The following is a 26,562-nucleotide window of genomic DNA, read 5'->3' on the forward strand; positions in this document are numbered from 1 at the left end:
ATGGTTCATATCAGGACCATGCTTAGCTAGATCTTTTCTGCTTGCATCGATCCTGATACGAACGCACTTGCTTACGAAATTAAACAGTTGTTGATTGTTCTTGCATCGACTCTTCTAATGCACGAATAAAGATTTCATTTTCACGTGCTGTTCCAACCGTAACACGAATATACGTTGGATATTTCTGATGCCCTGCACGTACAATGACTCCACGACGAAGCATCGATTGGAACAATTCTAATGCTTGATGCTTCACATCGACCATAATAAAGTTCGTCTGTGATGGGAAGTAATGAAGTCCTAGACGGTCAAATTCAGCCGTTAGATACTCGATACCTTCTTTATTTTTATTATGACATTCTTGTACGAAATCTTGATCTGCCAAAGCTTGACGTGCAGCTGCTTGACCAATACGTGAAGTATTGAACGGCTCACGCACTTGATTGATCAATTTAATAACATCGGCATGTCCTACACCATAACCAATTCGGAGTGCAGCTAGACCATAGATTTTGGAGAATGTACGTAAGATCACTAGATTTGTATATTTTTCAAGCAATTTAAGACTTTGTGGGTAAGCCGCATCGGTCACATACTCATAGTATGCTTCGTCCAATACCACCATTACGCTACTAGGCACTTGTTCCAAAAAGCCAATTAATTCTTCGTGAGATACAATCGTACCTGTTGGATTGTTAGGATTACATACCCAGATGATTTTGGTACGACCATTCACCTGTGCCATCATACCTTCAAGATCATGTACGCCGTCTTTTAAAGGCACTTCATGCACAAGTGCTCCTTCGATATCGGCATTACTTTTATAGACTGAAAATGTCTGATCTGCCATAATCGTCTCGTCGCCAGGCTCTAAAAAAGCACGTGTGATCAATGCAATAATCTCATCTGATCCACAACCGAAAATAATCTGATCCGACTGAACACCTAGATGTGCGCCTAATTGTGCAGTTAGCTCTACAGCTCCACCATCAGGATAGATATGTAGTTGCGTTAATTCTTGAGCAATCGCAGCCTGAACAGATGGAGCAGAACCGTATGGATTTTCATTCGAAGCTAACTTAATGACTTCACTTAGACCTAATTCACGCTTTACTTCTTCTAAAGGCTTACCTGGTTGGTATACAGGGATATTGACAATACGAGATTTTGGCTTCATGGTTTTTGACTCCTTCATGTAAAAGGTGGAGCCACTAATATAGGGCTCCATCTTTATTGGATATAGTAATGACTATTGTTATTCTTTTAATTCTGCCACAAATTTGCGAATTTGCAATAATCCTTCGATTTTGCGTTCTGGATTAGTTAGAAGAGGTATTTGTGATTCGATCTGGCGTACAATCGCACTACCTACAACAACACCATCACAGAATTTTGAAAATTCTCTCACTTGCTCACTACTAGAAATACCGAACCCAACAGCAACGGGAAGATCGGTATTGCTTTTCACATCACGGATAAATTGCTCTACGTTATTATGAAAAGAAGCTCGTTCTCCTGTCACTCCAAGTGAAGATACACAATAGACGAATCCTTGTGCACCGTCTAAAATGGCTGCAATTCGATCATGTGATGTAGGAGCCACTAGCGGAATTAAGCTAACACCTGCGGCTTTGGAACGCTCTCTCATTTCACCGGATTCTTCAACTGGTAGATCTGGAATAATCATGCCACTAATGCCATGAGCTTGCATCGTCTCAAAAAAGCGTTCCAGTCCAAATTGCAAAATCGGATTATAATACGTAAACAAAATAAACGGCATTTCTACCCCGCGTTGACGTGCTCCGTCAGCAACTTCGAGGCAAGTGTTGATCGTTACATGATGGGTAAGCGCACGCTGAGAAGCACGCTGGATGACAGGGCCATCTGCCAGTGGATCAGAATAAGGAACGCCTAATTCCAAAATATCGGCACCTGCTGCTTCCAATTCTACAATAATATCGATCGTTGTCTGCGGATCAGGATCGCCTACAGTGAGAAAGGGAATCAATGCTGTTTTGCCTTCTTCTTTGAGTCTAGCAAATGTAGCATCCATACGGTTCTGACTTTGATCAGTCATACTCATTGTACGCCCTCCTCATACTGCATAATTGACTCTACATCTTTATCGCCACGACCGGAAAGGCAGATCACTAGCAACTGATCACTATTCATATCTTTCGCCATTTTAACCACATGGGCAATTGCATGTGAAGACTCGAGTGCAGGAATAATACCTTCGGTACGACACAATAATTTTAGAGCGTCTAGCGCTTCTGCATCTGTTACAGGCACGTACTGAACACGCTTGATATCTTTAAGATACGAATGTTCAGGACCTACACCCGGATAATCCAGACCAGCTGAAATCGAATGTGCAGGCTGTACTTGTCCATATTCATCTTGTAGTAAATAACTCATAGAACCTTGAAAGACACCTTTGGTTCCCAGACTCATCGTTGCCGCATGCAAAGGCGTATCAATCCCACGTCCTGCTGCTTCTACACCGATCAAATTAACCTCAGTATCTTCAATAAATGGATAGAACATACCGATTGCATTACTACCGCCACCGATACAAGCTACAACTGTATCTGGTAAGCGATTTTCAAGTTCAAGTATCTGACGGCGTGTCTCATCTCCAATAATACGTTGGAAATTACGTACCATCATTGGATATGGATGAGGGCCTACCGCTGAGCCTAGAATATAAAACGTATCTTCGACATTACTTACCCAGTAGCGTAATGCTTCATTTCCTGCATCTTTAAGTGTCATCGTACCTGAAGTCACAGGAACCACTTCTGCTCCCAATAACTTCATCCGAAATACATTCAATTGCTGACGGCGAATATCTTCTTCACCCATAAATACTTTACACTCAAGTCCAAATAATGCGGCTACCGTCGCTGTCGCTACACCATGTTGCCCTGCACCCGTTTCAGCAATAACTTTCTTTTTACCGGTACGCTTCGCAAGCAACCCTTGAGCAAGCGCATTATTGATTTTATGTGCACCTGTATGATTTAAATCTTCACGTTTGAGATAGATTTTAGGCCCGCCCAATTCTTCACTTAAGCGTTGTGCATAATAAAGAGGCGTTTCCCGACCTGAATATTCTTTGAGCAAATATTTCAGCTCAGTCTGAAATTCTTCATCTTCTGCATATTGATAATAAGACTGCTCCAATTCGATAAGTGCATTCATAAGAGTCTCAGGCACATATCTTCCTCCGAAATCGCCGAAACGTCCTTTTGCATCTGGTAATGTAGTCATTATGCCTTCACCCTTTCTACAAATGTTGTTATTTTCATGATGTCTTTGATACCATCCGTTTCCACGCCGCTCGATACATCAACGCCTTCAAGCAAATGGTTGTCCAATAGAGAAGATATATTCTCCGGTGTTAATCCTCCAGCTACAAGCAATGGAATCCCTTGTTGCGCTGTCCACTGGTGATACGGTTGTATCTGATCCCAAGCAAATGTCTTACCTGAGCCTCCTCCATATAGAGGGTCATACGTATCTAATAAAAAGGCATCGACTACGCCTTTGTAAGGTAAAAGTTGTTGTTCTACCGGTTGTGGTTGGTCTGTCTGTGTGAGTGAGATCACTTTGAATACCTGCTTATGCAATTGTTCCTTGATCTGTCTGCATAACTCAGGGCTTTCTTGACCATGAAGCTGAATCACATCAAGTGGAGCGATCTCAACAATCTGGTTAAGTTGTTCCAGTGTTGGATTAACGAACACGCCAACACTTTGAGGAGCAGGGTAATCTTCCCATTCCTGAAGCGTTTGAATCAGAATAGAGGCTTGTTCAGAATTCACCTGACGCTTACTTGTAGCAAAAACGAAACCGATGTAATCAATCGGTAATTGTATCATAGATTTTAGCACTTCAACGCTTTGAAGTCCACAAATTTTTACGTATTTTTTTTCAGTCATGATTTTGTTTTTTGGTAGGTTCCATAAGTGTTTTTACAGCGTCACGAATATCGTCTTTACGCATAAAGTATTCGCCTACCAATACTCCTTTAGCTCCTGCACCCGATAAATAGACCATATCGTCCACACCAGAAATACCACTTTCACTGATCAAAGGAACATGTTCAGGAACAAGATTAATCAGTTCAACCGTTGTCGCCAGTGAAGTTTCGAATGTTTTGAGATTGCGATTGTTTACACCAATCAATCCATGTTCAGCAGCCCCTTTTATTTGCAGGACGGTTGCCAATTCTTCATGATCATGCACTTCAATCAACACATCCAACCCGATTGATAATGCTAGATCGAAATAGGATTGCAATTGTTCAGGTGTCAAAATAGCCGCGATAAGTAAAATAGCATCTGCACCGATTAAGCGTGCTTCGTAAATCTGTACTTCATCAATAATAAAATCTTTACGCAATAACGGAAGCTTTACCGCTTGATGAATCGCAGTTAGATACTCTTTACTTCCTTGAAAATAGTCAACATCAGTTAATACAGAAATACAATCAGCTCCTGCATCTTCATACGCTTGAGCAATCTGAACAGGATCAAAATCAGGACGAATCAAACCTTTAGACGGTGAAGCTTTTTTCACTTCTGCAATCAAGCCCATTGAATGATGAGGATGCTGAATTAAAGCTTTGCGAAAACCTTTAGTTGCAGGCAATGCTTTAATCTGTTCTTTGGCTTGTTCTACCGAAAATGTTTTTTTCAATAGTTCTACTTCCTGCTGTTTGGTCACTACAATACGATCAAGATACATAACTTAATCCCTCCGTTGTGTCTATTAATTGTTGTAACTTATGAGCAGCAGCACCTGAATCTATCGCTTGTGCTGCTATAATCGCTCCTTGAGCCAATGTCTCTGCTTGCCCTGAAAGGTAAATACAAGCTGCGCTATTCGCTACGACTACATCTCGATAAGCACTTTCTTCTCCACGAAGCACACTACGAATAATATCTGCATTTTCCATGGCGTCTCCGCCTAATGTATGTTCAATCGGATGAGTCGGTAATCCAAAATCGCTAGGACTGATCTCATATGTGTGTACGTGTCCATCTTTTAACTCAGCAACTCTTGTAGGTGCAGATATACTGATCTCATCCAGACCATCCAGACTTGCCACAACCAGTGCACGTTTTAGCCCTAATAAATGAAGTGTATGTGCTACGGTCTCGATTTTTGTAATATCATACAGTCCAATCAATTGACGATCTGCTCCTGCTGGATTGGTTAAAGGCCCTAACATATTAAATACCGTTCGTACGCCTAATTCACGACGAGTCGCTGCGGCATGCTTCATCGATGGATGAAAAACCTGTGCAAACATAAAGCAGATGCCGATATCTTCTAGACATTTAGCTGCTTGATCTGGATTAAGACTAATATTCACACCCAAAGCTTCTAATACGTCTGCACTTCCAGCTTTACCTGAAGCAGAGCGGTTACCATGCTTCGCTACCCTTACACCGATCGAAGAAGCAATAATCGCTGATACAGTTGAAATATTAAATTTGTGAATCCCGGAACCGCCTGTTCCACATGTATCTAATAATCCATCGGATAGTACCGGCACACTCCCACCATTTGTACGCATTGCTTCAGCCAAACCTGTGATTTCTTCGACCGTTTCTCCTTTAATACGAAGGGCTGTCAGTAACCCTCCAATCTGTGAAGGTGTCGCAATACCGCTCATAATCACATGCATCACTTGATTGGATTGCTCTCGTGTTAAGTGCTTGCCTTCTATAATTGTAGCTATCGCTTGTTGCATCAGTTCATTCCCAACCATCTCTGTCTCTCCTTTAACTCTTTTATCTTTCTATACCTATGGGTTTAATGCTATTTAACGATCATATCCGTACATATAATCTTGATTAATTTCAGAATCATGATCTTGTGGTTTAGGTAAAAACATCGCTTCAGCTACACGAATCGACTTCAGCATCCCTTTTGCTTTATTCACCGTCTCTTCATATTCTTTTTCTGGAACCGAGTCCCATACAATGCCTGCTCCGGCTTGCACATAAGCTTTACCATTTTTGAAAATAATCGTCCGAATCGTGATACAAGCATCCATATTGCCAGAGAATCCAAGATATCCGATAGCACCCGCATACGCACCACGTGCTTCATTTTCGATCTCAGCGATAATCTCCATCGCTCTTAACTTAGGTGCACCTGATACGGTTCCTGCGGGTAGACAAGATAAGAAAGCATCGAAAAAGTCTTTATCTTTATGCAGTGTACCTGATACCCCAGACACAATATGCATTACATGCGAATAACGTTCAATTTCCATAAACGTATCTGTTTTGACGCTTCCGAATTCAGAGACACGTCCTAGATCATTACGTCCTAGATCGACAAGCATAAGATGCTCTGCACGTTCTTTTTCATCTTGAAGCAATTCTTCAGCCAAAGCTTGATCTTCCGCTTCTGTTTTACCGCGAGGACGTGTGCCTGCTATCGGTCGAGTCTCTAAGCGATCACCCGCTACTTTGACAAGCGCTTCTGGTGATGTCCCAACGATAATCTCATCATCCATTTTCAAATAATACATATAAGGCGAGGGGTTCATCGTACGTAACACCCGATACACTTCAAGTGGTGAAACTTCAGTCTCGATATGAAAACGTTGTGACAACACCACTTGAAAAATGTCACCGGCACGAATATATTCTTTGGCACGATGCACACCATCTATATATTCTTCTTTGGTCATATTGGATTGAATTTCGCCCATTTCTACATCTTCCGATACCGGGCTACGTCCCATCGTGCTTATAGAAGGTTGTGTTTTCAACAAATCTTCTGTTGCTTCTAGCTTACGACTAGCTTTGATATACGCTTCACGAATCTGTTGTTCTGTTGCGTTATCCGGTACATGTACATTACCAACTAGCAAAATATGTTGCTTCACATGATCAAAGACGACAATCTGATCACAAAACATAAACTGAATATCATCCATCTGCATGTCATCTATGCGATGAGCAGGTAATTTTTCATAATATTGCTGTAGATCGTAACCGAAGAAACCAATAGCTCCACCTGTAAATGGAGGTAAGCCTTCTACTTTGGGACTGCGATAACGCTGTAATAATGTTTTGAGTTGTTCAATCGGCTTACCTGCTAATTCAGCTTCCTGACCATTGATTTCAAGCTTGATTCTGCCCTTTTTCCCGGAGATCAATAAAAATGGATCACTACCAATAAATGAATATCGCGCCCATTTGCTACCGCCCTCTACGCTTTCCAACAGAAATGCGCGCTTATGATCAGCATAACGTTGAAAAATCCGAATCGGTGTCTCCATATCTCCTAGCAAACGTTTGACAATAGGAATCAAATTATATTCTTTCGATGTTGCAATCACTTGTTCGATATTGGGTTGAATCATAGAAGTCGCTCCTCAGATTTGTATTTTGGGTACTAAAAAAGCCTTCACGCGTGTTGACGCATGAAGGCTACAATAGACGTACAAAATGTACAAATGTCAGAATCGACTACCTCAGATTCTGGCAGACCCGAAGTATTACACTACAAATAGTATAAAGAAAGTAGCAATCGTATAACATATCTATGTATACGGCTGACTTATAATCTGTTAGCGATCAAGTTAGCATCTATGAATCTCTTATTGCTTATTTAGCATAACAGCGATACACTCTTGTACCTCTCGTTATCTATAAATAATGAATACAATAATAATCCAATCGATGATGACTATCTCACCATACAGTTCTTTCTATAATTCTATTTCTAGCTATACTACGTTATACTGCTTGAAACGTCTTCGCTGTTGTCTTCCTGCTGGCACACGATCCGAATTGAATAACATACAGTGTCTTCACACCTATGGATCAATCCGCTCTGCCCGCCGACAAGGCTTACGTTTCATTCTCATCTATACTCTTCTCTACCTCTAACTTGCATCTCAGCTCATTACACGGCTCTTACTATTTATCTTAACGACTACTATACAGCAAAAGAAACGTCTAACGCAACCCTTACATCTTATCCCTATTCTGAAAGTGCCAAATCAGGACGTAACCGCTTGGCTTCGTTTAAATACACATGTCTGATTTCTTGTTGTGATTTCGTCGTATTCACTTGAATCATTAACCGGATACATTGAGGTAAGCTGTTCTGTACCGCTGCTTCTACCGCACACATTAAAGGAACCATATTCCAACCTTCCATCTCACGAATAGCGAGTGCTGGAAAAATAGCATCCAGATCAGGGGTCATCGTAATCCAGATACAGCTGATATCTTCAGGTTCAAATTGATTACGGTCTACAATCTCCTTCAGCAATACTACGGTTTCATCCAATATTTCCTTTTTGTCGTTATTGATCACTGTAGTAGCCCCACGAATTCCTCGATTGTACATCGTTTACACCTCTTCCTTTAATTGCTCAACAACCCGGCGTACCAGATCATAATCTACGTTGTGATCGATTTCCACAACACCGATTGATTTGGGAACCACAAATGTCATTGATCCTTCTTGGAATTTCTTATCATGCATCATTGCTTCCATAATCTGATCGACATCTAAACGCTGAGGCAATACTGTAGGTAATCCAAGAGCTGTCAACATATGACGGGTGGTATCAACAAGACCCGGTTCTCCACCTAATTGTTCACCGATAAGCGCAGAACCAACCATACCGATAGAGATCGCTTCACCGTGAATAATCTCGCCATATCCTGCTACAGCTTCGATGGCATGCCCTATCGTATGTCCCAAATTAAGAATAGCTCGCAAGTCGTTCTCACGCTCATCACGAGAAACCACGATCGCTTTGATAGAACAGCCTTTTTCCAGACCATAACCCATCGCTGTCATATCGACTGATTTCAGTTCGTCAGCGTGTTCCAGACACCAGTAAGCAAATTCTTTATCCCAGATTAAACCATGCTTCACCATCTCTGCAAGTCCAGCATAAACTTCACGTTTGGGTAATGTTTGAAGTGTTGTCAGATCATATAATACGAACTCCGGCTGATGAAAAACACCAATCATATTTTTCGCTAGACGATGATTAATCGCTACTTTACCACCCACACTACTATCATGAGCAAGTACACTAGTAGGCATTTGGATAAAACGAATCCCGCGCATATATGAACCAGCTACAAACCCAGCTAGATCGCCCACTACGCCGCCACCGAGTGCAATTACAGTCGATTTCCGATCCAGACCGCCTTGAATGGCTTTGGTCATCACTTCTTCAAATACAGACATCGATTTGGATTGTTCACCTGCACCTACAATCGCTGTCACAACTGTAAATCCAGAAGCAGTCAAAGACTGCTCCACGATAGCAAGATAAGGATCAGCCACATGTTCATCGGTGACGATCAGTACCGGGCTTTGCTTGGAAATGCGATGATTGTCTAAATACGTTCCTGCCTTTTGTAACAAATCTTCTCCAATATAAATCGGATAAGAGCGTTCGCCAAGTTGGACATCAACGGTTCTCACCGCAGACATTAGTATTGCTCCACTTGAGCTAAATAATTTTTAAGATTATTACGAATCTCATCCATCGAATCGCCACCAAATTTCTCAAGGAAAGCCTTGGCTACTTCCCAAGCAACAACACTTTCAAGTACAACACTAGCGGCAGGTACAGCACAAGCATCTGACCGCTCGACTTGAGCTGTAAATGCTTCTTTGGTATCGATATCTACACTTTGTAGCGGTTTGTACAAAGTAGGAATAGGTTTCATGACACCACGAACCACGATAGGCATACCATTTGTCATTCCGCCTTCAAATCCGCCTAAACGATTGCTTGCACGGTGATATCCACGCTCTTCATTATATAAAATCTCATCATGCACTTGTGAGCCACGAAGTTCACCTGCTTCAAAGCCTATGCCAATCTCTACGCCTTTAAAAGCATTGATCGACATTACAGCTTGAGCGATACGTGCATCGAGCTTGCGATCATATTGAACAAAACTTCCCAAACCTACAGGCACGCCCTCGATAATACATTCAACCACACCACCGATCGAGTCGCCTTCTTTTTTGATTTGCTCAATATAAGCTTCCATTTTTTGCTCGGTTTCTTTATCCACTACACGCACAGAAGATTCTTCTGTCTGAGCAACCAGCTCATCCAGTGGAAGATTGTGAGGTGGAGCTACAATTTCACCAATACGAATGACTTGTCCAGCTACTTTGATTCCGAATGCTTCAAGGAACTGACGTGCTACTGCTCCACAAGCTACACGAATAGCAGTTTCACGCGCACTGGAGCGCTCTAATACGTTACGCAAATCTTTATGATTATATTTAAGGCCGCCATTCAGATCCGCATGACCTGGACGTGGACGGTGTACACGACGTTTTTCTTCATCTGTACCTTCCATCGGCTCAATATTCATAATCTTTGTCCAGTGTTTCCAATCATTGTTCGCTACAACTAGAGCTACAGGCGCTCCTGTTGTGTATCCATGACGTACACCGCCTACGATATCAGCTGTATCTTTTTCAATTTGCATCCGGCGACCTCGTCCATACCCTTTCTGACGACGTGCTAGTTGGAAATTCAATGCTTCAAAATCCAGCTCAAGCTGGCTTGGTAATCCTTCAATAATCGCAGTCAATTGGGGACCATGTGTCTCCCCTGCTGTTAAATAACGTAAACTCATTGTTGCGTTCCCCCTTTAAACTGTTAAACTGTGCATTGCTAAAATCCGTAATTATCTTTGCTTATTATAGTACAGCATCTAGCGGTTTGACAAGAAAGCGCAAAACATTGATTTAAAGTGTTCTTTCTCCCTGTGTATCATAAAAAACACGCTACCTTTTCGTCATCGACGATACAAGCAGCGTGTTTTTATTTAAAGTTATTGTATCGTTTTTCTGCATGTAGAACATAACAGATCACTCTATACATAGATAAGTATCGCGTAGTACTAGCCTCAATCATGTGCACTTTTTCTATTGCAGTCTAGGCAATAATTAGCCTTTTTTGTAATAGAAGAATGTTTCTGATGTCTCAAACCCATATTGTGCCGGAGAGAAAATCTGCTCCGTACTGCCTACAAATAATACTCCACCAGGACGCAGACTGTTAGCGAATTTATGATACAGCATGTTTTTGGCTTCTTCTGTAAAATAAATCATAACATTGCGACATACGATTAGATCGTATCCTGTTTCAAACGTATCGGTCAGTAGATTACCTTTACGGAAATTAACCGCTTTTTTCAGCGAGTCACTAATATGGAACATATGACCATCTGCTGTAAAATGACGTTTGGCTACATCAGCAGGAACATCTTTAAGCGAACGTTCTAGATACATTCCTTTTTTAGCTTTTTCCAATGCGCCATCATCAATATCCGTAGCATGTAAAGTTGTACTGGACAACAGATTTTTGTCAGCAAGGATCATAGACAATGTATATGGCTCTTCACCTGTAGAACATGCTGCGCTCCATACTTTCAAGTTTTTACCGTTGTTTTTTTGCAATTGCGGTAAAATGGAATCACGCAATACTTCCCAACGGTTCGGGTTACGCCAAAATTCAGATACGTTGATCGTCATACGATCCAAAAATTCATAAAATAACGTTTTATCTTTTAACATCGCATCGAAAAAAGCGCTAAATGTAGAAAAACCATTTTTGGTACGTAATGTGGTCAGACGACGCTTCATTTGAGCTTCTTTGTATTGAGACAAATCGATTCCAGTATTATCTTTTACTTTTTTTATAAAACCTACATAATCCGAATCTGAATGAATAGTATCATTAATAAGCATGGGATCACTTCCTTGATCATCATTATAAGTGCAGTCCATGCGAGGGTATGTTTAGATCCATGCTGAAATATTTTTGTCGTAAACGCTTAGTTCGTTCTCGTCAAAAAAATTAGCAATCTCCCGTTCAGCACTTTCAACTGAATCGGAACCGTGAATCAGATTGAGTGGAGTATGATTAGCAAAGTCACCACGAATCGTTCCAGGTTGTGCTTCAGTTACTTTGGTTTTGCCGATAACCATACGAGAGATTGTGATGATATCATCACCTTCCCAGACCATAGCGAATACCGGACCTGAAGTAATAAAGCTAATCAAATTATCATAGAATGCTTTGCCTTCGTGCTCAGCATAATGACGTTTTGCCTGTTCCTCTGTTGCGGTTACGAATTTGCCACCTACCAGCTTAAAGCCTTTGTCCTCCAAACGACTGACAATGCGTCCTATTAACCCCCGCTGCACACCATCAGGTTTAATCATCAAAAATGTGCGTTCCATTGGTTCACTCTCCCATTATCTACAATGTGATCTGCATTGGACACGATTGGTAATTATGCCCACCTGTGTATTCTAACAGAAACCATTGTTTACAGAAAGGAAGCGTTTCATAGCAATTTTCGACATTTTCTGATTGTACTCAAACCTGAGTAGCATACATTACTGGACATATCGAATATTTGAACAAAATATAGATTTGAACCGCTATTCAATATGCTTTGTAATGTATATATCGACCGTATGATCCCACTCTATTAGTGATTAAGAAATATTTTACGTATCTAAAAGACTTTTATTTTACACAATCTTCTATATTGTGCCATAAAACATTAAATTGTCGAACATTGTTGTAGATTAATGTGAACGATTAGCGACAAATTTAGCAATCTCTTGCAAATGCTTTTGAGTTCTACCCGCTGGCAATTGACTCAGTGCATGCATTGCTTTTTGAATATAACGATCAGCTAATAATTCAGCTTCTTGAATACCCTGACTTTCACGTACCATACGTACTGCTGTTGTTACATCTGTCTCGCCATTGGCGTTATGAATTCTTGTAATTTCAGCAAGTAGCGGTTCTCTACGTGATTCATCTTGAAGAGCATACAAAACAGGGATCGTAATATTGCCTTGACGCAAATCACTACCTGGTGGTTTACCTAATTGCTTCTCGGTACCACACAGATCAAGTACATCATCACGAATCTGAAAAGCCATGCCTACGTTGTAGCCATAACGATATAACTCGCGAGTAACTTCTTTGGGTGCATTCGCTGCAATTCCACCTAATTGGCAACTGATCGCAATCAATAGCGCTGTTTTACGACGAATACGCAGTAAGTAGCGACGAATACTTTGCCCTGTATTGAAAAAGTCTCTAATCTGTTCCATCTCACCAATCGACATCTGTACCATCGCTTTAGATAATACCTGATGAATTTGAGGATTTTCCAGACGAGCAACAATCATCAATGCTTTGGCATAAATATAATCGCCTGTATACATCGCTATCCGGTTATCCCATTTGGATTTGACAGTGGGCTGACCACGACGTGTATCTGCATCATCAATCACATCATCATGTACCAGTGAAGCCATATGAATCAATTCCAAAGCTACAGCGACATTACTAAGACGATCTAGATCATACGTACCGTACTTGCCTCCAAGTAACACAAAAGCGGGACGAAGTCGTTTGCCTCCCGCTTTGAGCAGATGCAGTGATGTCTCATTCAATAAAGGATGCTCACTGTCTATACTATGACTAAGCTGTCTTTCTATCACATTCATATCTTTTTTTAGTGTCCCGAAAATATCCAGTAGTTTCATTCGTTCACCCGTATCAGTGTATTGTCAGTCCATAATTCCATGTGTACTTCATGATCTAATAATTCGAGTTCATACGCATATTTAAAATACAATGCTAGACCTTGTTGCTCTTTTTCTCCAAAATCATACCATAATTGCTGAAAATAATGTTTCCAATACGCATGATCGCCGCCCATTTTTTGCTGAGCTTCTTGAATCACTGGATTCAGATCAGCGATAGAACGTTGTTTACTTTTCACTAATTGTTGCGCTGTTTCGGTTACAAACTCAGGATATGTAGCTGCAAATTTCTTGTTAACAGCCCATACAGCAAAAGTCATACTGAGTCCTGTCCATGACTTCCACTCTTGCCCTAAATCGGTCACAATATAACCTGTTTCTTTTTGTGCCGCTGCAATAGCATGATCGCCAATCAATAATGCTGCATCTGCTTGTTCCATCATTTCATCCAAACTTGGATCCATCGAAATATATTCTGGTGTCAATTGATAACGTTTATGCAGAATAATTTTGAGTAGATTGATCGAAGTAGCTGACGTATTGGTCAGTGCGATCGTTCCATTTCCCAGTTCCGCAATAGGCTTTCTGGAAAACAGAAGAATCGATCCGACTGCATTTTTAGCACTCACTGATAGATCAGGCAATAACCAGAAATCAGATGAACGCGTACCATAAGCAAATGAGGACACAGGGGTAAGATACAATGTTTCTTCTAACAAACCACGATTCAAGTTAGCAGGAAGATCGCTATGAATCTCTGCGGGCAAGGATAGAGCCGACGGATCAAAATGATGATACACCGGCCAATCGTTTGTATATTCTATTTTACCAATTTTGAAAGGCTGTTCAAAACTTTTCACGACCATTCCCCCATCGTTCAAATAATTGATGTTCGATGTCCAGAATATCGAGCACCTTGCCAACCATGAAGTCGACCGTATCATCCAACGTTTTCGGACGATAATAAAAAGCAGGCATAGCCGGAACAATACTCACGCCCATACGTGCTAGTTTTAACATATTTTCTAAATGTATCGCTTGAAGCGGAGTCTCTCTTGGTACTATAACCAGTTTACGCTCCTCTTTAAGCACCACATCTGCTGCTCGTGTCATTAAGTTAGCAGACATTCCTCCTGCGATATTCGCCAGAGTGCCCATCGAACAAGGAACAATGATCATTGCTTTGACCCGAAATGATCCACTCGCTATCGTAGCTCCGATGTCTGCAAAGGAATGATAGACTAATTGTGCTGACCATGTACTGAAATACTGCTCTAGCATTTCTTCCCGGCTTGAGGCTTCCCAGTCCATCTCTTCTTTAAGTACGCGCCAACCCGCATTCGAGATCACTAGATGAACAGTATAACCGAGGGATAATAATACCTCGGTTAGTCGAATGCCATATATCGAACCACTAGCACCTGTAATTCCTACAATATAGCGTTGATTCGCTGTATGTTCTGTAGAATTTACCACCACTGTTTCACCACCAGATCGATCAATGTAAATACAAATACGATCAGACTCAGCGTACTATTTAATGTAAAGAATGAAGTCTGCAAACGACTTAAATCTTTAGGTGTCAAAATATAATGTTGATAGAATAAGATAGCAAGTGCAATTACAGCGCCGGCGAAATACCACCAACCCAATCCTGCCATAATACCAATCGCAATCAGACCGACTGCTGTAATCACATGGAATCCTTGTGCAATTTTGAGCGCTCTAGCAATACCAAAGCGACTTGGAATCGAATATAACCCTTCTTCACGGTCAAATTCTTCATCTGCACAAGCATAAATCACATCAAAACCAGCTGTCCAAAATGTAACTGCAATATAAAACACAATCGCTGTCCAGCTAAAATGACCGGTTACTGCAATCCATCCACCTAATGGAGCTAGACCCAGCGTCATACCCAGTATCACATGACAAAGCCATGTAAAACGTTTGGTGTAGGAATAGATCACCAGCATGAAGATAGCAATCGGTAATAATTTCAACGCTAACGGATCTAACTGTGTCACTGCCCAGAAAAAGATCACTAATGAAATCAGTGTAAATAATACCACTTCACTTGAACGCAACAGACCTGCTGGAATCGCACGCATCATTGTACGTGGATTTTTGCCATCAAATACCTGATCTATGAGACGGTTAAGACTCATCGCAGCTGTACGTGCTCCGATCATCGCTAACAAAATCCATCCAATCTGTGACCATAAAGGCAAATGACCATTAATCACATAGGATCCTAAAATTGCTCCCATAAAAGCAAAAGGCAACGCAAATAGCGTATGCTCTATTTTAATCATTTCTAAAAATACTTTAAATTTCTTAAACATTCTACTTCTCCTTGATCCCAATATGAAGTGCCGCAATACCACCTGTTAAGGGGTACGCCTGAACATTATCTAGCCCAACATCTCGGAAAATTTGCGCCAGTTCTGCACGTCCCGGGAACAGCTTGAGTGAATCAGGCAGCCATTTGTATTGCTCGTAATGTTTGGCTACAAGTTTGCCCATAAGTGGCAATAAGTTTTGGAAATAGAAATAATACAGCCCTTTAAATGGTTGCCATGTGGGTTTGGATAATTCTAAACAAACTACCATACCCCCAGGTTTCACAACACGCTGCATTTCTTTTAACACTTGAACCAGATCTGGTACATTACGTAATCCGAACCCTATTGTGACATAATCAAAAGAATTATTTTCGTATGGAAGATCCATTGCATTCCCTTGAGTCAACGTAATATTATCTTTCCAACCATCACGGTTGATTTTGTGCTGACCAACTTGCAACATATTTGGACTGAAATCTAACCCTTTGATTTGACCCGTACCGCTAGCTTCAGCAATACTTAGTGTCCAATCACATGTTCCGCAACACACATCCAGCGCCGAAGTCCCTGGTTGCACGTTCATCTTTTTCATTGTAAATTTGCGCCATGCTTTGTGGCGACGGAAACTGAGCAAATCATTCATCATATCGTATTTTGGAGCAATAGACTCAAAAACAGATTGTACAAATTGCTCTTTAGGTTTGACAGCTTCTGGTTTACTCACGATACAATCACCTCATTTTAAAGTAACTACTTTGGGAATATTATGATTTTAACTAAAAGACTTAGCGATTTTTAGTCGATGCTATATCCTGATAAGCCTCTGTCAGCTGTACAATTTCAGTCTGCAATTCAGCATAACCGGCTTGCGCTAGACGTTGCTTAATATCTGTCAACACAGCATTTAATTCTGAACGAAGATGTTCATTGATCTGATACGTCTGGTTCCATTTATTCCAATGGTCTGTAGTGACGGCATCACTCATCAGATTCTCTTTATTTTGCTCTTGTACATGTGCAAGCACTTTATACAGAGCATAGCTACCAAAAGGCCCTTGTTCTCCATGTGCGCGTGTCAATTCATTAGCTAGTATCTCTGCACGACTAAAATCAACCAATAATGCTTGCCATAATTCAGCTACTTCTGTAGGAATATACGGTGTAAACAAAATAAACAGCTCCATTTTAAGCTGTGTCAGCGACTCTACATATTGCTCTGCTGTAAATTGTTCACTTTGAACATTGTGATACAGATTCATCTTGAGACGATTTGTTTCACAAATGGCTGCACTTAGTAATGAGATCATTTCAATCTCGCCTGCTTTGGACAACAATTCGTAAAAACGACTACTGAAAAAGTCACCTGCTAACACATTTAACTGTCTAGCACGCATCGCTTCTTCTTCTTGATGAACAGCCAGTGTATCGATCATATCATGGGTATCCATTGCCATCTGTACAATACCTGCTACAAGGGGGAATAATTCTCCACGATGTGAGACAGTATCATCCTGATCTTTCATATTCAAAAAGGCATGAAGTAAATGTACACGAGTGTCTGGAAACTCGGGAACTCCTGTATGCTTTTGAATCATATCGTATTCTGTGTATTTTCGGGATGTTTCCAACAAACGGTATGGTTTCATCTCAGCCTCCGACGCCTTTATAGTGCAAGTCTTTATTTTCACAAACATAGTATAGCCTAAAAGATATCTTTTCAGCCATTTCAGTTCATTATACCATATGTTTTTTTGACAAGACAGGGCTAGTGAAGATTTGTAAGTTCATTCATGACATAGAAAAATACTGGTTTCCTCAACCTTAATCAACTATTAAACATGAGGAAGCCAGTATTTAAGTGCATTACGTATTCAAGATTAGATGCCATATTGATTATACTTCTGTATCCATAGAGCCATGTTTAGTCATGACTTCCGCTTTACCACGCACTTTAATCGCTGATGTATTCTCTGTAAATTGAACAACCATAATTTCGCCTTTGTCCAATTTCTCTGTATGATGAAAACGAGTATCACGTCCACGAGTCAAGCCAATTACCTGTACTCCGTTATCTTTGGCTTTGATCACAATATAGTCACTATTGGTATAATTATTGTCTGGTGATTCCATAAATGTTATCCCCTTTTCGTATTCAACGTAGATCAGATATGGAAAAGACCGTGAACATGATCGTCACGGTCTTTCCTGCACATGGAATATGTAATAACTTATTTAATTCCATCTTTCAATGCTTTACCAGGTTTAAAAGCCGGGATTTTGCTAGCTGCGATATCGATCTCTTCACCTGTTTGTGGGTTACGTCCTTTACGTGCAGAACGCTCACGAACTTCGAAGTTACCAAATCCAACTAATTGTACTTTATCACCACTTTGTAGTGCACCAGCGATAGCTTCAAAAACAGCATCAACTGCTTTAGTTACGTCTTTTTTCGGCAAATCAGTTGTTTCTGATACTTGCGCGATCAATTCGGATTTGTTCATATGTTTCACCTCCTAAAGTATTTGTATCGATTGCTCCACTTGCTGCTAGGTTTTTCGTTTGCACGAAATATACGTAAACACCGCGGAATTTTCGAAAATATCACCAACTGCCTATAGAGCGCAGAAGGCGGAACAAACCTATAGTAATATACTCACCCTTTAATTTCAAGCATTTTACGCTTTTTTATCTACCAATCACTCAGATCTTCGTTTTGTTGCTCCATTTGTTTGCGAATCGCGGCTTTCAGCCGATCTTCTGGAACTTCTACCGTCAAATCACCGATCACTTTGGCTTGACATGACAATCGTACACCCTGACCGATCAAAACTCCTAATTTGCGTGTTTCGGCAGGTTCTGCTGTTGAAATACATGATTGATTCTCTTCATCATAGGGATGAGCAATATTCACTTTGCACATCAAACAAGCGGCTTTGCCATCGCAACGCACAGCAATATGAACGCCTGCTTTACGTGCGGCTGTAAGTACTGTGGTTCCTGAACTGACCTGTATCGACTTACCAGATGGCAAAAAGGTGATTTGAGCTTTGTCTGTTCTGGACATTATTTTCTCCTTTTAACCGTTTATTCCAGCTAATCTACGTATACGCTGCATAAATTGAGGATGAAATCCATTATGTTGAATGATCTGTTCAATCAGTGTTGCATGATCCTGTGATTGCTCACGAATACGCTCACTAATAGGTTCATAACGATCCGGTCGATCACGCAATAGATTAAAAATCAACTCATGGGCTAAAGGCATCAAATGAATACTACCACCTGATTCTAGCGTATATACAGGAGCAGCAGGATAAAGCACAGGCTCTACATGCACACGATAATAGGACTCTCTGGCTCGAACTTCAAATCCACCTACCAATTCGATTGTATAAGTACCTAACTGATAATGGCTTAATGTTGAGCGATAGGTTCTTGTCTCGTCAAGTATTGGTTCATCCAAAATAGAGAACTCACTCGACAATTGTTTGTGAAGCGTATCTATCCGAATCTCATCGGTATATAAATCAATATCGCGTGGAGCTTTGTCTAATTTCACACCATGCAGTAAAAGACCACAGCTTCCACCAAGCAACCATGGAGATTGCTCCTCCAAAGGTTGAAGCAGACGAACAAGCTGCTCCAGAGACGGTATCAGCTCTTTTTTCTGCTGTACCTGCTGCTGCGTTTCCACCATGATTTCCTACTCCTTCCTGTGCAAAAAGAACGAAAGGATGATATCTACCCCGTCGTTCCTGCCTATTTCTTTTTTTAGGAATGCCATTGTTGCCATGTTTCTAGCTTCATGACTTCCATTTCATTTTTGGGATTACGTCCCATTAACGTTTCTACTGCTGTACGAGGATCACTCTGCTCAAATAACACATGATACAATTGCTCAGCTATCGGCATTTGTACATTGTATTTTAAAGAGATATCCCGTGCTGCTTCAGTCGTACGTATACCTTCAACAACCATATTCATCGAAGCCATCACTTCATCGAGTGATTTGCCTTGACCTAACATATAGCCTGCTCTCCAGTTACGACTATGTTGGCTACTAGCTGTGACCATCAAGTCACCGATCCCGGCAAGTCCTGAAAAGGTTAATGGATTCGCACCCATTTCACTACCTACACGTACCATTTCAGCAAGTCCACGAGTCAACAAAGCGGCTTTGGCATTATCACCAAATCCAAGACCATCGACCATTCCTGCGCCTAGCGCAATAATGTTTTTAAGTGCACCTGCAAGCTCTACACCAACTAGATCTAGATTGGTATAGACACGGAAATAATCTTCATTCATAAATAAAGACTGTGCCGCCGCTGCTGCTTTGGCATTGTGAGAAGCAACCACTACCGTAGTCGGTAGACGTTTCACCACTTCTTCGGCATGACTAGGGCCAGATAGAACAACCACATCTGACTCTAAACAGCCTAGTTCTTCGCTGATGACAGTAGACATGCGTTTCAGTGTCTTAGTTTCAAACCCTTTGGTCGCATGAATACAGAGCATATCAGGATGGTAATAAGGCTTAAGATCACTACATACTTGACGCATTGCTTTGGAAGGGGCAACAATCACAACTGCTTTTGTTCCATCCATTGCAGCAGCAAGATCAGAAGTTGCTGTAATTTGAGTGGACAGAACTGCATCTGGTAAATACTTTGTATTGGTGTGCTGTTGATTCATCTCGGCAACTTGCTCTTCACTACGCGCCCATACGGTTACTTGTAGACCATTGTCTGCAAGCACAGAAGCAAGCGCAGTTCCCCAACTACCAGCTACTAGAACGGTCACTTTTTCAGACAACTTTGTTTCCTCCCTTGTCTGCTTTGGATCCGATTTTGTTTTCAGTGCCTTTGAATATTTTGACAATATTCGTCTGATGGCGCCATACTGCAAGCAACCAGATAATTACACTGACTGTAACAATCGGTGCAGAATATCCTTGAATCAGTAATACAATAGGCGTTAACGTAACAAAAATTAACGAACCTAATGATACATAACGAGTGATCACAATCGATGCAATAGCGAATACGCCTGCAATCAATGTTGGAACAATACATAACGTGGCGAGAACACCAATCGTTGTTGCAATTCCTTTACCTCCGCGAAAACGGAAATAGATCGGCCAGTTATGCCCCAAGATAGCTGCAATTCCGCATAAAGCAGGAACCCAGTACATCGTATGTCCGGATAGCCCGATACTGAACCAAACGCCAAGCCAAATAGCTGCCACACCTTTGAGCGCATCTAACAAAAGTACAAATATAGCAGGTCCTTTGCCTAGTACGCGCAATGTATTGGTTGCTCCGGCGTTGCCGCTTCCGTGATCACGGATATCGATTCCTTTCAGCCATTTAGCAATAAGTACGCTAAAGCTGATCGAACCAATCAGATAACTAATAATAATAGCCACGACTGATAAAATCACATGCTTCTCTCCTTAATTATCTGATGCTGATTTTCGGCGTGTAAATATTCGAATCGGCGTACCAATAAAGTCGAACGCCGCACGAATTTTATTTTCCAAATAACGCTCATACGAAAAGTGCATCATTTCAGGTTCATTCACAAAGACAATTACTGTTGGTGGCTTAACTGCAACCTGAGTTACATAGTTAATACGCATCCGTTTCCCTTTATCTGTCGGTGGAGGATTGATAGCAATCGCATCAGAGACTACATCATTTAATAAATGAGTTGGAATACGTAGTGCATGTTGCTCAGCTACTTGTTGCACAACCGGTAATAATTTGTGAACACGTTGCTTCGTCAATGCAGACAAGAATACAACAGGAGCATAACTCATAAATAAGAAATGATCACGGATATTGGATTCAAATTGACGCATGGTTTTGTCATCTTTTTCTACAACATCCCATTTATTTACTACGAAAATAGCTGCTTTTCCTGCTTCATGTGCATAACCTGCTACGTGTTTATCCTGGTCAATAATACCTTCTTCACCATTGATAACCGTTAACACTACATCTGCACGTTCAATCGCTTTCATCGCACGCATGACACTATATTTTTCTGTATTCTCGTATACTTTACCACGTTTACGCATACCTGCTGTATCAATTAATACATAACGTTGTCCGTCACGCTCAAAAGGAGTATCAATCGCATCACGTGTTGTACCTGCTACACTACTTACGATAACGCGTTCTTCACCCAAAATCGCATTGACCAACGAAGATTTACCTACGTTAGGACGACCGATTAGAGCTACACGAATTACATCATCGCCATACTCATCATCAACAGTTTCAGGCAATTCTTTCACTACAGCATCTAGCAAATCACCCATACCGCTACCGTGACTTCCTGAGATTCCGATTGGCTCGCCAAATCCTAAATTATAAAATTCATAAATATCATTCATACGACCCATGTTATCTACTTTGTTAATAGCAACAATAATCGGTTTACCTGAACGATAGAGTATTCCAGCTACTTCTTCATCGGATTGAGTCAATCCGCTTTTGACATCACACATAAATACGATAACATCTGCTTCTTCGATCGCAAGTTCAGCTTGCATCCGAATCGACTTCAGCATCATATCTTCCCCATCTAATTCGATACCTCCGGTATCAATCACACTGAATGCTTTACCATTCCATTCAGATGTTCCATAGATACGGTCACGCGTAATACCAGGCTTATCTTCAACAATAGCTAGCCGATCACCGATCATGCGGTTAAATACTGTGGATTTCCCCACATTCGGGCGGCCCACGATTGCAACTACAGGTCTTGCCATACGATCCATTCCTCCTGTTCATTCTTTCCGCTTTTCATCATAGCAAAAAACATTGCACTTGGCTAACATTATGATGAACTTTACGACTGTTTCATTTATTCCTTTAAAACCAATAATCGACGAATCCATTGCGGATTCGCCGATTGATTGAGTGACTTTTACTAGAAAGGCGGTCGCTTGACTATCAATGGACCGTCCATAAAAAGCCCGTACTATGATTTAAATAATGAAGTGAGAAAATCACTCGCTATCGTTTTAAAGTTCAAAACAGTGCAAACATTATTAAAACGTTAATGTTTGCTTAAGCGAGGAAATCACTCGCTCATGATCACTTAAATTTGCTTAATTTGTCACCAAAACGTTCGCCAAGAGTGATGCTTAATCCTTGGTTGCTTAGAGATACGTTAGGGTTGTTCAATTCTTCTTGTTTAGGAGCTCTGTCGCCACGGTTGTTGCTGCGTTCTGGTTTAGCAGATTGTGCAGGAGCTTCTTCTGTTTCTTTGATACTCAAGCTAACACGTTTTTCTTCTGTGTTAACATCAAGTACTTTAACAGAAACCGTTTGTCCTTCTTCAAGAACTTCTTGTGGAGTACCGATGTGTTTGTGAGAGATTTGAGAAATATGAACCAAACCTTCTACTCCTGGAGCGATCTCAACGAAAGCACCAAAGTTCACAAGACGTTTAACTTCACCAGTTACGATATCACCGATGTTGAATTTGTCAGAAGCTGAATCCCAAGGTCCTGGTTGAGCAGCTTTGATACTCAAGCTGATTTTACCTTTTTCAGGGTCAACACGAAGTACTTTTACTTTTACTTCGTCGCCTTCAGACAATACATCAGATGGTTTGTCTACGTGATTCCAAGCGATCTCGGATACGTGAACCAAACCGTCTACGCCGCCAACGTCTACAAAAGCACCGAATTGAGTCAAGCGTTGTACAGTACCTGTCAATTCTTGTCCTTCTTTAAGACTTTCCATCACTGTGTGTTTGTTAGCTTCGTATTCAGCTTCCAATACATCTTTTTGTGAAAGAATGACTTTGTTGTTTTCGCGATCCAATTCTTTTACTTTAACGCGCAATGTGCGTCCTTTGTAATCGCTGAAATCTTCTACGAAATGACGTTCTACCATAGAAGCCGGGATAAAACCGCGTACGCCAACATCAGCAACTACGCCACCTTTAACCACGTCTGATACAGTCACTTCAAATATTTCGCCTGATTCAAAGTTCTTTTCAAGAACTTCCCAAGCATTTTCGCTGTCAATCGCACGTTTGGAAAGAACCAATTTCTCTTTCTCATCGTCGATACTTACAACTTTACATTCTACTTCTTGTCCTACTTCAACAGCTGCAGAAGCATTGTCTACTTGTAGTGAAGAAAGTTCACGGATCGGAATGATACCGTCATATTTATATCCGATGCTTACATAAGCTTGGTTATCTTCAATTTTGACGATCGTTCCTGTGACAGTGTCACCTTTGTTCAGTGAGACGAACTGATCAAGCGCCTCCTGGTTTGTAACTTCGGTAGTTTCTTGGTTATTATTTTCTTCCGACATGTCAATGCCCTCCTCAATTCAAACCCCATTTATTTAAACCCGCAAAATGCAGGGTTCAAAACTTCATTAAACATTATTGATTTTCTTGAATTAATTGGCGTATCGCTAGCATAATCTTGTCTGTTGCTTCATCTACAGTACCTATTGCCCCTTTACCCCGATAATCATCGAGATTAATAGGTGGACCATAGACGACTTTCGTTTTGCCGAACAGCTTGTATTGACCTACAATAGCGACAGGTACTACTGCTGCATCGGTTCGTAGTGCAAAGCTTGCAGCGCCATTTTTGGCAGCAGCATCTCCTGCATTACGACTACCTTCAGGAAAAATCCCCAATACACCGCCTTCACGTAAAATCAAAAGGGATGTTTTGATCGATTCTTTGCTTACACCGCCACGTTTGACAGGATAAGCACCGAGCTGTCTAATCAATGGACCCAGAACAGGAACTTTGAATAACTCTTCCTTTGCCATAAAGCGAACTTTACGGTTTAGCAGAATGCCTACAGTAGGCGGATCCAAATTACTAATATGATTAGAACAAAGTAATACTCCACCTTGCTCGGGAACGTGCTCTTTACCTACAGCTTTAAGTCTAAATAGAAAAACATACAAGATGCGTAAAATGGTGCTACAGATGGTATATACCATGAATCAGACTCTCCCTGACTGCACACTCTGTGCCATTGCAATAATACTCTCGACCACTTCTTCAATAGGCATGAAAGTAGTATCAAGCACTGTGGCGTCTTCTGCACAAACGAGCGGAGAAAATTCACGCTGTTCATCCAATTGATCGCGCGCTGCAATTTCACGTTCAAGTTGCTCTAATGTAATACTTTCCGAAGCATTCATTTCTGCGTATCTGCGTCTTGCTCTTTCTTGTACAGTAGCAGTCATAAAAACTTTGACTTCTGCATCCGGAAGCACATGAGTACCGATATCGCGTCCATCCATCACAACGCCTTTACGCAAAGCCATTTGCCGCTGTAAAGCTGCAAGCTTCACTCTCAGCCCCTCGATTTGCGCATATCGTGAAACAATCCGGTTTATGGCAAGGCTACGAATATCTGCTGTAACGTCTACTTCATTAGCAAGGACTTTTTGACCTTCTTCATCCGGTATTAATTCAATCACCAGATTTTGTGCCTCTTGAAGCACTTCTACAGTATTTTCTGGATCGATATTTCGTTCTAACATATGCCATGTTACTGCTCTGTACATTGCACCGGTGTCCACATATACGTAACCGAGACGTTTAGCTACCAACCTGGCTATTGTACTTTTACCAGCCCCAGCAGGGCCGTCAATCGCAATGTTCATTTTCCCGCTATGTTCTAATCCTTGGCGCACCAATCGGGAATCCCCCTCAACACTTCATACTACAACTCACTAAAAAAGCAGGCATTGCCTGCGACAAGCAAATTATACCACAGTACAATATAACATGCAAAAACCATACGTCAATTAAAGCACTCTAAAATCGAATTGACGTTCAAAACAATACCTTATCATTTTTTGTCGATCCATTTCCGATATCACAGTGTACTCTGCTAAATATCTAGGAGTCAGCGATGTAGAATCAATCACACTCATCACTCTGGCTGTTAAAGGAATATGATCAATCTTGCCATTTTTCATATGAAGCAATAACCAACATTCTAGCAGATCATTCTTCTGTATTTTATTCATGATATCTGTTGTAAAAGAAAGACCACCTGCACTTACGTTGTCCGTAATAGCCACAAAGCGATGATCTTCTTTTTTGATTGCAACTTCGATTTGAGCTTTGACACGCAAATATTGCCGTCTTTGAACCACTGAAATTTCTTCTTGATGAGGTTTGCGAATACGACTGAATGAAGAGGTAGAATCGAAGCCTGTTACGATGGTGCTAAAATAATGTTTGATCTCATTATCAATCAAATAATAAGCATACAACTCTTCACCTAAGACTAATTTTTTAACAGAAGAAGACTTTTTGTGACTGAGCTGTCCAATATACAAAGAATCATCATCTACACGTCCTACGATCGCTTGATAAATCTCTGTCTGATCTCCTTCTACCGCTTGAAATTGAAAATAAATAATATCCCCCGATTGAACCGACATACCTTCTTCCTCCTTGAACAATATCCAACCATTTCTACTGATACCCTGATGTGATCAACACCGTTTATAGTTATACGAATTATACCATTTTGCGCTATAAATGATACGTATTAATTTGCCACTTTACACAAAAAAAAGCAATCAACCTTCTCTG

29 protein-coding genes are annotated in these 26,562 nt (G+C 41.0%); all 29 read right to left on the reverse strand.

All coding sequences use genetic code 11. The features are described from left to right. Positions 1-79 precede the first annotated feature (79 nt). On the reverse strand, positions 80-1,177 hold the full coding sequence (gene hisC, locus PaeCFBP13512_RS00455; RefSeq protein WP_137220629.1) for a histidinol-phosphate transaminase: 1,098 nt from the start codon (positions 1,175-1,177) through the stop codon (positions 80-82). 78 nt (positions 1,178-1,255) lie between these two features. Then, positions 1,256-2,083 carry a tryptophan synthase subunit alpha gene (gene trpA, locus PaeCFBP13512_RS00460; RefSeq protein ID WP_083243511.1) on the reverse strand — a complete coding sequence of 276 codons (828 nt, stop codon included), beginning with the start codon at positions 2,081-2,083 and terminating at the stop codon, positions 1,256-1,258. Then, entirely contained in the window at positions 2,080-3,273 is a 1,194-nt protein-coding gene (gene trpB, locus PaeCFBP13512_RS00465) for a tryptophan synthase subunit beta (protein ID WP_069327925.1), read from the reverse strand. Before trpB ends, trpA begins: the two co-directional genes overlap by 4 nt. After that, entirely contained in the window at positions 3,273-3,944 is a 672-nt protein-coding gene (locus PaeCFBP13512_RS00470; protein ID WP_137220630.1) for a phosphoribosylanthranilate isomerase, read from the reverse strand. The genes trpB and PaeCFBP13512_RS00470 overlap by 1 nt, the downstream gene beginning before the upstream one ends. Continuing rightward, complete coding sequence (trpC, locus tag PaeCFBP13512_RS00475; RefSeq protein ID WP_137220631.1) at positions 3,937-4,752, reverse strand: indole-3-glycerol phosphate synthase TrpC; 816 nt, start codon at positions 4,750-4,752, stop codon at positions 3,937-3,939. The genes PaeCFBP13512_RS00470 and trpC overlap by 8 nt, the downstream gene beginning before the upstream one ends. Continuing rightward, entirely contained in the window at positions 4,742-5,782 is a 1,041-nt protein-coding gene (gene trpD / locus PaeCFBP13512_RS00480; protein WP_069327922.1) for an anthranilate phosphoribosyltransferase, read from the reverse strand. The genes trpC and trpD overlap by 11 nt, the downstream gene beginning before the upstream one ends. 54 nt (positions 5,783-5,836) lie before the next feature. Further along, positions 5,837-7,393: an anthranilate synthase component I gene (gene trpE / locus PaeCFBP13512_RS00485; protein ID WP_069327921.1), complete on the reverse strand. Its 1,557-nt coding sequence runs from the start codon at positions 7,391-7,393 to the stop codon at positions 5,837-5,839. 623 nt (positions 7,394-8,016) lie between these two features. Beyond that, entirely contained in the window at positions 8,017-8,388 is a 372-nt protein-coding gene (gene aroH, locus PaeCFBP13512_RS00490) for a chorismate mutase (protein WP_137220632.1), read from the reverse strand. Between the two features lie 3 nt (positions 8,389-8,391). Further along, the gene (aroB, locus tag PaeCFBP13512_RS00495; RefSeq protein ID WP_137220855.1) at positions 8,392-9,486 is read right to left on the reverse strand and encodes a 3-dehydroquinate synthase; all 1,095 of its coding nucleotides are present in this window, start codon (positions 9,484-9,486) and stop codon (positions 8,392-8,394) included. Between the two features lie 8 nt (positions 9,487-9,494). Continuing rightward, positions 9,495-10,664: a chorismate synthase gene (gene aroC / locus PaeCFBP13512_RS00500; protein WP_069327919.1), complete on the reverse strand. Its 1,170-nt coding sequence runs from the start codon at positions 10,662-10,664 to the stop codon at positions 9,495-9,497. A 313-nt stretch (positions 10,665-10,977) separates the two neighbouring features. Beyond that, positions 10,978-11,781, reverse strand: a complete 804-nt coding sequence (locus PaeCFBP13512_RS00505; protein WP_069327918.1) for a CheR family methyltransferase — start codon at positions 11,779-11,781, stop codon at positions 10,978-10,980. Between the two features lie 51 nt (positions 11,782-11,832). Next, entirely contained in the window at positions 11,833-12,276 is a 444-nt protein-coding gene (gene ndk / locus PaeCFBP13512_RS00510) for a nucleoside-diphosphate kinase (RefSeq protein WP_069327917.1), read from the reverse strand. Positions 12,277-12,630: 354 nt separating this feature from the next. Further along, on the reverse strand, positions 12,631-13,605 hold the full coding sequence (locus PaeCFBP13512_RS00515; RefSeq protein ID WP_137220633.1) for a polyprenyl synthetase family protein: 975 nt from the start codon (positions 13,603-13,605) through the stop codon (positions 12,631-12,633). Continuing rightward, the gene (locus PaeCFBP13512_RS00520; protein WP_137220857.1) at positions 13,602-14,471 is read right to left on the reverse strand and encodes a menaquinone biosynthesis protein; all 870 of its coding nucleotides are present in this window, start codon (positions 14,469-14,471) and stop codon (positions 13,602-13,604) included. Before PaeCFBP13512_RS00520 ends, PaeCFBP13512_RS00515 begins: the two co-directional genes overlap by 4 nt. Further along, the gene (locus PaeCFBP13512_RS00525; protein WP_371748179.1) at positions 14,452-15,084 is read right to left on the reverse strand and encodes a UbiX family flavin prenyltransferase; all 633 of its coding nucleotides are present in this window, start codon (positions 15,082-15,084) and stop codon (positions 14,452-14,454) included. Before PaeCFBP13512_RS00525 ends, PaeCFBP13512_RS00520 begins: the two co-directional genes overlap by 20 nt. Beyond that, on the reverse strand, positions 15,075-15,950 hold the full coding sequence (locus PaeCFBP13512_RS00530; protein WP_069327914.1) for a UbiA-like polyprenyltransferase: 876 nt from the start codon (positions 15,948-15,950) through the stop codon (positions 15,075-15,077). Before PaeCFBP13512_RS00530 ends, PaeCFBP13512_RS00525 begins: the two co-directional genes overlap by 10 nt. Position 15,951: 1 nt before the next feature. Continuing rightward, complete coding sequence (locus tag PaeCFBP13512_RS00535) at positions 15,952-16,674, reverse strand: demethylmenaquinone methyltransferase (RefSeq protein ID WP_137220634.1); 723 nt, start codon at positions 16,672-16,674, stop codon at positions 15,952-15,954. 61 nt (positions 16,675-16,735) lie between these two features. After that, positions 16,736-17,596, reverse strand: coding sequence for a heptaprenyl diphosphate synthase component 1 (locus PaeCFBP13512_RS00540; protein ID WP_161594175.1), 861 nt, complete (start codon positions 17,594-17,596; stop codon positions 16,736-16,738). A 247-nt stretch (positions 17,597-17,843) separates the two neighbouring features. After that, positions 17,844-18,080 (reverse strand): trp RNA-binding attenuation protein MtrB, encoded by a 237-nt coding sequence (gene mtrB / locus PaeCFBP13512_RS00545; RefSeq protein WP_069327911.1) that lies wholly within the window; start codon positions 18,078-18,080, stop codon positions 17,844-17,846. 98 nt (positions 18,081-18,178) lie between these two features. Continuing rightward, positions 18,179-18,451, reverse strand: coding sequence for an HU family DNA-binding protein (locus PaeCFBP13512_RS00550; protein ID WP_069327910.1), 273 nt, complete (start codon positions 18,449-18,451; stop codon positions 18,179-18,181). A 188-nt stretch (positions 18,452-18,639) separates the two neighbouring features. Beyond that, positions 18,640-19,014: a 2Fe-2S iron-sulfur cluster-binding protein gene (locus tag PaeCFBP13512_RS00555; RefSeq protein WP_137220636.1), complete on the reverse strand. Its 375-nt coding sequence runs from the start codon at positions 19,012-19,014 to the stop codon at positions 18,640-18,642. Positions 19,015-19,026: 12 nt separating this feature from the next. Next, the gene (locus PaeCFBP13512_RS00560; RefSeq protein ID WP_069327908.1) at positions 19,027-19,647 is read right to left on the reverse strand and encodes a hypothetical protein; all 621 of its coding nucleotides are present in this window, start codon (positions 19,645-19,647) and stop codon (positions 19,027-19,029) included. A gap of 74 nt (positions 19,648-19,721) precedes the next feature. Further along, on the reverse strand, positions 19,722-20,765 hold the full coding sequence (locus PaeCFBP13512_RS00565; protein WP_069327907.1) for an NAD(P)H-dependent glycerol-3-phosphate dehydrogenase: 1,044 nt from the start codon (positions 20,763-20,765) through the stop codon (positions 19,722-19,724). After that, positions 20,758-21,393, reverse strand: a complete 636-nt coding sequence (gene plsY, locus PaeCFBP13512_RS00570; RefSeq protein WP_137220637.1) for a glycerol-3-phosphate 1-O-acyltransferase PlsY — start codon at positions 21,391-21,393, stop codon at positions 20,758-20,760. The genes PaeCFBP13512_RS00565 and plsY overlap by 8 nt, the downstream gene beginning before the upstream one ends. 12 nt (positions 21,394-21,405) lie before the next feature. Further along, positions 21,406-22,731 (reverse strand): ribosome biogenesis GTPase Der, encoded by a 1,326-nt coding sequence (gene der / locus PaeCFBP13512_RS00575; RefSeq protein ID WP_069327905.1) that lies wholly within the window; start codon positions 22,729-22,731, stop codon positions 21,406-21,408. 328 nt (positions 22,732-23,059) lie between these two features. Further along, positions 23,060-24,295, reverse strand: a complete 1,236-nt coding sequence (gene rpsA / locus PaeCFBP13512_RS00580; protein ID WP_069327904.1) for a 30S ribosomal protein S1 — start codon at positions 24,293-24,295, stop codon at positions 23,060-23,062. Positions 24,296-24,368: 73 nt separating this feature from the next. Continuing rightward, positions 24,369-24,947, reverse strand: a complete 579-nt coding sequence (locus tag PaeCFBP13512_RS00585; RefSeq protein ID WP_137220638.1) for a lysophospholipid acyltransferase family protein — start codon at positions 24,945-24,947, stop codon at positions 24,369-24,371. Positions 24,948-24,950: 3 nt separating this feature from the next. After that, positions 24,951-25,652, reverse strand: a complete 702-nt coding sequence (gene cmk / locus PaeCFBP13512_RS00590) for a (d)CMP kinase (RefSeq protein ID WP_137220639.1) — start codon at positions 25,650-25,652, stop codon at positions 24,951-24,953. Between the two features lie 111 nt (positions 25,653-25,763). Next, positions 25,764-26,408 (reverse strand): flagellar brake protein, encoded by a 645-nt coding sequence (locus tag PaeCFBP13512_RS00595; protein ID WP_069327901.1) that lies wholly within the window; start codon positions 26,406-26,408, stop codon positions 25,764-25,766. Positions 26,409-26,562 lie beyond the last annotated feature (154 nt).

Origin of the sequence: Paenibacillus sp. CFBP13512 (assembly GCF_005233705.1) — a bacterium.
GTDB classification, from domain to species: domain Bacteria; phylum Bacillota; class Bacilli; order Paenibacillales; family Paenibacillaceae; genus Saccharibacillus; species Saccharibacillus nuruki.